Source organism: Nocardiopsis protaetiae, assembly GCF_045446735.1.
In the GTDB taxonomy this organism is placed as follows: Bacteria; Actinomycetota; Actinomycetes; order Streptosporangiales; family Streptosporangiaceae; genus Nocardiopsis; species Nocardiopsis protaetiae.
In genome coordinates this window covers 1-7,317 of sequence record NZ_JBJJBV010000309.1, presented here as the reverse complement: position 1 = coordinate 7,317, position 7,317 = coordinate 1, and the positions used below count along the sequence as shown (strand labels likewise).

Annotated in this window: 6 protein-coding genes and 1 pseudogene; 3 read left to right on the top strand and 4 right to left on the bottom strand. The window is 75.0% G+C overall.

Annotated elements, in window-relative coordinates; all coding sequences use genetic code 11:
* Both ACJOT3_RS30135 and ACJOT3_RS30130 read left to right on the top strand, forming a co-directional pair.
* Positions 1-645 (top strand): annotated as a pseudogene (locus ACJOT3_RS30135) (glycine dehydrogenase (aminomethyl-transferring)); the annotation flags it as partial.
* A gap of 236 nt (positions 646-881) precedes the next feature.
* Positions 882-2,114 carry a tetratricopeptide repeat protein gene (locus ACJOT3_RS30130; protein WP_406976522.1) on the top strand — a complete coding sequence of 411 codons (1,233 nt, stop codon included), beginning with the start codon at positions 882-884 and terminating at the stop codon, positions 2,112-2,114.
* Positions 2,115-2,229: 115 nt separating this feature from the next.
* Here ACJOT3_RS30130 and ACJOT3_RS30125 read toward each other — a convergent pair whose 3' ends face one another.
* The 4 genes from ACJOT3_RS30125 to ACJOT3_RS30110 form a co-directional block, all read right to left on the bottom strand.
* Entirely contained in the window at positions 2,230-2,421 is a 192-nt protein-coding gene (locus ACJOT3_RS30125) for a DUF5999 family protein (RefSeq protein WP_274811328.1), read from the bottom strand.
* Positions 2,422-2,631: 210 nt separating this feature from the next.
* Entirely contained in the window at positions 2,632-3,999 is a 1,368-nt protein-coding gene (locus tag ACJOT3_RS30120) for a threonine/serine exporter family protein (RefSeq protein WP_406976524.1), read from the bottom strand.
* Between the two features lie 287 nt (positions 4,000-4,286).
* A complete protein-coding gene (locus tag ACJOT3_RS30115; RefSeq protein ID WP_406976521.1) occupies positions 4,287-4,970 on the bottom strand; it encodes a response regulator in 684 nt (227 codons plus the stop codon).
* 54 nt (positions 4,971-5,024) lie between these two features.
* Complete coding sequence (locus ACJOT3_RS30110) at positions 5,025-5,843, bottom strand: RecB family exonuclease (RefSeq protein ID WP_406976520.1); 819 nt, start codon at positions 5,841-5,843, stop codon at positions 5,025-5,027.
* 193 nt (positions 5,844-6,036) lie between these two features.
* On the opposite strand from ACJOT3_RS30110, the gene ACJOT3_RS30105 reads away from it, so the two are divergent.
* Complete coding sequence (locus ACJOT3_RS30105) at positions 6,037-7,131, top strand: site-2 protease family protein (protein ID WP_406976523.1); 1,095 nt, start codon at positions 6,037-6,039, stop codon at positions 7,129-7,131.
* Positions 7,132-7,317 lie beyond the last annotated feature (186 nt).

Sequence of the window (7,317 nt, the reverse complement as noted above, 5' to 3'; positions counted from 1 at the left end):
GGCGTGGGCCCGGTGTCGGCGGCGCCGTTCGGCTCGGCCGGCATCCTGCCGATCTCCTGGGCGTACGTGCGGATGATGGGCGGCGAGGGGCTGCGCACCGCCACCGAGGTGGCCGTGCTGTCGGCGAACTACGTGGCCAAGCGCCTGGAGCCGTACTACCCGGTGCTCTACACCGGCGCCGACGGCCTGGTCGCGCACGAGTGCATCATCGACATCCGCCCCCTCCAGAAGGCGAGCGGCATCAGCAACGAGGACGTGGCCAAGCGGTTGATGGACTACGGCTTCCACGCCCCGACGATGTCGTTCCCGGTGGCCGGGACGCTCATGGTGGAGCCGACCGAGAGCGAGGACCTGGCGGAGCTGGAGCGGTTCATCGAGGCGATGATCGCGATCCGCGCCGAGATCGACAAGGTCGCGGCGGGGGAGTGGGACGCCGAGGACAACCCGCTCAAGAACGCCCCGCACACCGCGGAGGAGGTGACCTCCGACGCGTGGGCCCACGGGTACACGCGCGCGGACGCCGCCTACCCGGTGCCGTCGCTGCGCCGGGACAAGTACTGGCCGCCGGTGGGCCGTATCGACCAGGCCTACGGTGACCGGAACCTGGTGTGCTCCTGCCCGCCGCCGGAGGCCTTCGAGCTGTAGGGAGGGCGGCCCGGCAGGGCCGTGGAGGGGCTCCGTCCGCATCCGGACGGAGCCCCTTATTCGGACATTTAGGAAATCTACGACATAAAGGTGGTGCTCTTGCGTTCCCCTGGGACACATGTGCCCCGAGGGACGACACCGGCCCCCACAGCCCTCTCCCGCCGCCGTCGCGCGCGTTAGAGTTGCCGCGACACCCGCGTGTCCCACCGCGCGGACCCCCACCGGAAAGCGCCAGCATGACCACGACGTCCGGATCCTCCGCACGCCCCGGCGGCTCCGCCGATCCGCGACCGCGGGCCGTCGACCCCCGGGACGCCCCGGCCGGGCCCGCGCCGTCGGCGGCGGAGGCGGCCGGACTGTGCGACCAGGCCCGCGACCTGGCCGCCAACGGCCACCTCGACCGCGCCGCCGAGCTCTACCGCGGCGCCGTCGCCGCCGACCCGCCCCCGCCCGTGCTGGCCCGCGCCCTGCTGGGCCTGGCCGTGGTCGAGGACGGCCGCGGCGACACCGCCGCCGCCCGCGAGGCCGCCCGCCGGGCCCTGGAGACCGGCGACGCCCGGCACGCGCCCCGGGCCGCCCACCACCTGGCGCTGTCCCTGGAGCAGGACGGCGAGGGCGCCGAGGCCGAGCGGACCTGGCGCCGCCTGCTGGACCTGGGCGGGCCCGGGCACCGGGCCGTCGCCCACTACGGGCTGGCCCGCGCCGCCGAGGAGCGCGGCGACACCGGGGCCGCCGAGGACCACTGGGAGGCGGCGCTGGCCCCGCTCCCCGACCGCGCCGAGCGGCTGCACGCCGACACCGTGGTGGAGGCCGCACGCGACCTGGCCGGGCGGCTGCTGGGCCGGGGCGCCCCGGGCGCCGCCCTGAGCGCCGCCGACCGGGGGCTGGCGGTGGCCGAGGACCCGGAGCTGCGCCTGCTGCGCGCCGCCGCCCACCTGGAGCACGCCATCGCCGACCTGGACACGGCCGTCGAGCCGCCCCGGGAGGGGGAGGACCCGGCCGCCCCGCGGACCGCCGGGGCGGCGGTGGAGCTGCTGGCCGGGCTGCTGGCCCTGCGCGGGGACGCCGACGGGGCCGCCGCGGTGTGGCGCGGGGGCCTGCGCGACCACGGCGAGGACACCGCGGAGGAAGTCGGCGCCCGGCTGCGGCGCGGCTTCGCGAGCGCGGGCGAGGAGGGCGGGGCGCCCTGGTGGGAGCCCTACCTGACGGAGGCGGTGGCCACGGCGAGCGCTCCGGCGCTGGCGGCGGAGCTGTTCGCGGTGCTGACCCGGATGCACGCCCTGGCGGCGCTGCCCGCGCTGGAGGGGGAGGCGAACGCGGCGCGGCTGCGGGAGGTGCTGGTGCAGGCGGTGCGCACCCCCGACGAGCTGGTGTGGGGGCCGGGCCTGCACGCCGACCTGCGGCGCCGGCTGGCGGAGGCGACGGGTGACGGCGATCTGCTGCCGGAGGACTGGCCCGAGCGGCTGTGAGCCGGTGGGTCCGGGGCCGCCGGGGGGCGGCGCATACCGCCGCCCGGGGCGTCGGCTCCCGGGCGGGGGTCGTCCGGTCCGTCAAGGGGACCGGTGGGGACGGTGGTGTCCGGCGTCAGGCGGCCAGGACGCGGGGGCGGTGCGGGGCGACGACGGCGCCGTCGGGCAGCAGCTCACCGGTGTCGTCGAAAAGGACGACGCCGTTGCAGAGCAGGCTCCAGCCTTGCTCCGGATGGCTGGAGACGACGCGCGCGGCCTCGCGGTCGGTGTCCTCGAAGGACGGGCAGGGAGGCTGGTGGCTGCACATGGGATCGGCCTTTCGCTAGGGGCTCGTCGTTGAGCTGACGCCAAGGATAGTGGCTCACATCACATGCTTGTCGCGTTTCGGGGCGAAAACACGGCGTCGGTGTCGTCGACCGCTCTCACACCGTGAGATACCCGCGGGCGGCCTGTGGTTCGCATCACCTACGGCCGGATCGTGCCAGGATTCGGCACCCGGTACCCGTGTCCACCGCGTTCAGTACCCGCCCCGGGTCCGGCGCGCCGCCGGGCGGCTGCGCATCCCCGCCCCGGCCAGGCCGCCGCGCTGGAACGCCCGCACCAGCTCCCCGCCCAGGTTCACCCCGGCGCCCAGCGCCAGGCCCACCGTGACCGCCTCCACCAGCGAGAGCAGCCCCGCCACCGCGGTGCCCTGGGTGAACTCGATCAGCCCCCGGTACAGCAGGCTCCCGGGCAGCAGCGGCGCGATCGACGGCACCAGGTAGGGCAGCACCGGCCGGCGGGTGCGCCGGGCCAGCCAGTGGCCCACCACCCCCACGGCCACCGCGCCCACGACGGTGCCCACCACCGGCGGGACCTCGAACACCGACCGCATGCCCGCGTAGATCACCCAGATCATCACGCCCAGCAGGCCGATGGTCACCAGCATCCGGGGCGGCACCGCCAGCGACACCGCGAACGCGATCGCGATCCCGGCCGCGCCCAGCAGCACCCACGGGTCCATGGAGGTGCCCGCCGAGGGCAGGTTGTCCAGGTCGATGGACACGCCCAGGCGCACCGCCGTGTACGCGACCGCGCCCACCCCGGACACGATCGCGCCCAGGATGAAGAACGTCTCCAGCAGCCGGGCCGCCGCCGACACGTAGCTGCCGCTGATCCCGTCCTGGAGGCTGGCCACCAGCGGGCGCCCGGGCAGCAGCGCCATGATGTTGCCGGTGATGATCGCGCCCGCCTGGAGCCCCAGCTCCATCTCGTGGCTCACCCACAGCAGCCCCACGCCGATGGTCGCGGCGACCATGGCCGCCGCCGTCATCTGGTAGAACTCGGCGACCCCGCGCCGGGCGAGGAACACCGACGTGCGGTCGCCCAGCACCGCGGCCAGGAACGCCACGGTCGCCACGATGAGGCCGCCGCCCATCATCACACTGGCGCTGGAGGCGATCAGCCCGAACCCGACCACGATCACCCAGTCGGGGTAGGGCATGCGGGCCCGCCGGATGCGCTCCAGCTTGGCGGCGGCGTCCTCCAGCTCCAGCAGGCCCAGGGCGGCCTGCTGCACCAGGGTGTGCAGCTCGTTGACCCGGAAGTAGTCCAGGGCGCGGCGGCGCACCACCCGTTCGCCGGTGATGGGCGGCTGGTCGCCGCCCGGGTGGGTGGACAGGGTGATGGTGGTGAAGGTGACCGACACCTCCGAGCGGGGCAGGTTGAAGGCCACCGAGAGGCTGAGCATCGCCTCGCTGACCGCCTCGGTGCCCTCCCCGCTGGCGAGCATCAGCTCGCCGACCCGCAGTACGAGGTCGATGGCGCGGGCGTCGGGGAGCGGGCGATCGTCCTCGTCCTCGTCGGGGGTGAGGTCCCGCTCGTGCCGGGCGCGCCAGTCGCGCATCCGGCTGAGCATGCGGTCCTCCCCCGACGGCGGGCGCTCCCGCTTGTCCCCCATGTTCGTCCTCCCCTCCCCGCCGCGTCCCGGCGGCGGTCGACCCGGTGTTCACGACCCCCTCAGGGGACGCGGCCCCATCGGTGCGGGTTCGCCCGCCCGGGGGCCGGGGCCCGGTGAGTTCGATCACCGGATCATCCTTCCAAACCGGGCGGTTCGGTGCGGGGGAACGCGCCGGGGCCCGGGGGGAGGTTCGGGGGCGCGGGGGAGGGGGAGGGGGCGGGGGAACGCGGGGTTCAGCCGTCCCGGTCGCCGGGGCGGACCAGGCCGCTCTCGTAGGCGTGGACCACGGCCTGGACGCGGTCGCGCAGGCCGAGTTTGGTGAGGATGCGGCCCACGTGCGATTTGACGGTGGTCTCGCCCAGGACCAGGTGGGCGGCGATCTCGGCGTTGGACCAGCCGCGCGCGACCAGGCGCAGGACCTCGCGCTCGCGTTCGGTGAGGGGGTCGGGGGCGGTGTCCGCGGCGTCGGCGGGGGCGGGCAGCAGCGGGGCGAACCGGGTGAGCAGCCGCTCCAGGACCTGGGGGGTGACCACGGCGCCGCCGGAGGCGACGGTCTCCACCGCGGCGACCAGCTCCTCGGGCGGGGAGTCCTTGAGCAGGAACCCGTGGGCGCCCGCGCGCAGGGTGCCCACCGCGTACTCGTCGAGGTCGAAGGTGGTGAGCACCAGGACCCGGACGGCCTGGTCCAGGGAGCGCGAGCGTTCGACGATGCGGCGGGTGGCCTCGACGCTGTCCATGCCGGGCATGCGCACGTCCATGAGGACGACGTCGGGCAGCAGGCGGCGGGCGGCCTCCACGGCCTCGCGACCGTCGGAGGCCTCGCCGACCACGGACAGGTGCGGGGCGGCCTCCAGGATCATCCGGAAGCCGGCGCGGACGAGGGGCTGGTCGTCGACCAGCAGCACTGAGACGGGCACAGGCCGATTGTGCCGTATCGGCGGCGGCCCCCGGGGTACGGCGGGGCCGCGCGCTCAGGCGCCGGGGGGAAGCGCGGCGGGCAGCGGCGGCGGGGTGCCGCCGAAGGCCGGGCAGATGGCCTGGTGCTCGCACCAGTCGCACAGCCTGCTCTTCTTGGGCTCCCAGACCCCGGCGCGGCCGGCCGCCTCGATCCGCGCCCAGATGTCGGAGATCTCGGCCTCGGCGGCGCGCAGCTCGTCCTCGGTGGGGTCGTACCAGCGGATGGCGCCGTCGCCGCCCAGGTAGACCAGTTGCAGGCGGGTGGGGACCACGCCCAGGTCGCGCCAGATCATCACCGCGTAGAAGAAGATCTGGAACTTGGCCTTGTCCTCGAAGCGCGGGGAGGGGGACTTGCCGGTCTTGTAGTCGACGATGCGGATGCGCCCGTCGGGGGCGACGTCGAGGCGGTCGACGTAGCCGCGCAGTTTCAGGCCGGTGGGCAGCTCCACGGAGATGCGCATCTCGCGCTCGCGCGGCTCCAGCGAGGTGGGGTTCTCCAGGTCGAAGTAGCGGCGGACCAGGTCGCGGGCGGACTCCAGCCAGGCGTCGCGGGCGGCGTCGTCGGCGAACAGCTCCTCCACCTCGGGGCGCTTGTCCTTGAGCTTGGTCCACTGGGGGTCGACCAGGCCGACGGCGGTGCGGGGGGTGCGGGTCTCGGCGGGCAGCTCGTAGAGGCGTTCCAGGCAGGCGTGGACCAGGGTGCCGCGCAGGGCCGCCGCGCTCGGGGCCTCCGGGAGCCGGTCGATGGTGCGGAACCGGAACAGCAGCGGGCACTGGAGGAAGTCCGAGGCCCGGGAGGGCGACAGTGCGGACGGCAGGAGCGCGGTGGTCATACCTGTGAGCCTATGAGAAGGGCGTGACAGACGACACCTGTTCGCCGAGGCCCTGTGGACGCGGGCCTGCGGGCGCGGCCGGGCCCGGGCCGGGCGCGCGGCCCCCGGGGTGCCGGGTGCGGAGGGGACCCGTAATCTGGGGGGCGTGACCACCGGCAACGATCGCCCCGCGCCCCGTGACCGCTCCAGCGGACTGCTCCTGGGCCGACCCTTCGGGGTCCCCGTGTACGTGACCGCGTCGTGGTGGGTGGTGGCGGTCCTCATCACCCTGGTCTACGGCGGGATCGTGCAGGAGCGGCTGGCGCTGACGCCGGTGTTCTCCTACGCGATGGCGTTCGTGTTCGCGCTGCTGCTGTACGCGTCGGTGCTGGTGCACGAGCTGGCGCACTCGGTGGTGGCGCGCCGGTACGGGCTGCCGGTGCGGCGGATCGTGCTGTACGTGCTGGGCGGGGTCTCCGAGATCGAGAAGGAGGCGCCCACGCCGGGGCGGGAGTTCTGGATCGCCTTCGCGGGGCCGCTGTTCTCGCTGCTGATCGCGGCCGGGGCGTTCGGGCTGTTCCTGCTGGCGGACCCGTTCACGGTGGTGGGCGAGCTGCTGTTCCAGCTGTGGGTGGCCAACCTGCTGGTGGGCGTGTTCAACCTGCTGCCGGGGCTGCCGCTGGACGGCGGTCGGCTGGTGCGGGCCGCGGTGTGGAAGCTGACCGGGCGGCCGCTGGCGGGCAGCGTGGCGGCGGCCTGGGGCGGCCGGGTGCTGGCCCTGGTCGTGGTGGCGGTGCCGCTGCTGCTGGGCTGGGTGAACGGCGCCCTCAACCCGTGGGGCACGGTGTGGGGGCTGGTGCTGGGCGGGTTCATGTGGATGGGCGCCACCGACTCGCTGCGGGCCGCGCGGGTGCGTTCGCGGGTGCCGGGGCTGCGGGTCCGCGAGCTGGCGCAGCCGGCGGTGGCGGTCCCGGCCGACACCCCGCTGGCCGAGGCCGAGCGGCGGGCCGCGGTGATCGGGGCGACGGCGCTGGTGGTGACCGACTCCGAGGGCACGCCGACGGCGGTGGTGCACCCGGGGATGGCCGCGGAGGTCACCGAGGGGCGCCGGGCGTGGGTGCCGGTGGTGGAGGTGGCGCGGGCGCTGACCGACCACTCGGTGCTGCCGCTGGACCTGGAGGGCGAGGAGATGCTGGAGCGGCTGACCTCGCACCCGCTGCCGGAGTACCTGGTGGTGGACGCCGACGGCGCGGTGCACGGGGTGCTGCGCGCCGCCGACGTCAACGCGGCCATGTCCGGCCGGGAGTAGCTGTGCCTCTTCTGGCCTCCGCTTCGCTTTGGCCTGTTCGGGCGCCCTAGGGCCTGTTCTGGGTTTTGATCACGGTTCGGGCACTCGCCCCCCGGGCGAGGGCCCGAACCGGTAAACCAGACCCATGGCACGCGGCGACCTCACCGACGACGAATGGGACCTGATCGGACCGCACCTGCCCCTGGG

Bases quoted from the DNA above. Each gene is read 5' to 3' on its own strand.
- ACJOT3_RS30130 (WP_406976522.1), top strand. From the start codon at position 882: ATGACCACGACGTCCGGATCCTCCGCACGCCCCGGCGGCTCCGCCGAT.
- ACJOT3_RS30125 (WP_274811328.1), bottom strand. From the start codon at position 2,421: ATGTGCAGCCACCAGCCTCCCTGCCCGTCCTTCGAGGACACCGACCGC.
- ACJOT3_RS30120 (WP_406976524.1), bottom strand. From the start codon at position 3,999: ATGCGCGACTGGCGCGCCCGGCACGAGCGGGACCTCACCCCCGACGAG.
- ACJOT3_RS30110 (WP_406976520.1), bottom strand. From the start codon at position 5,843: ATGACCACCGCGCTCCTGCCGTCCGCACTGTCGCCCTCCCGGGCCTCG.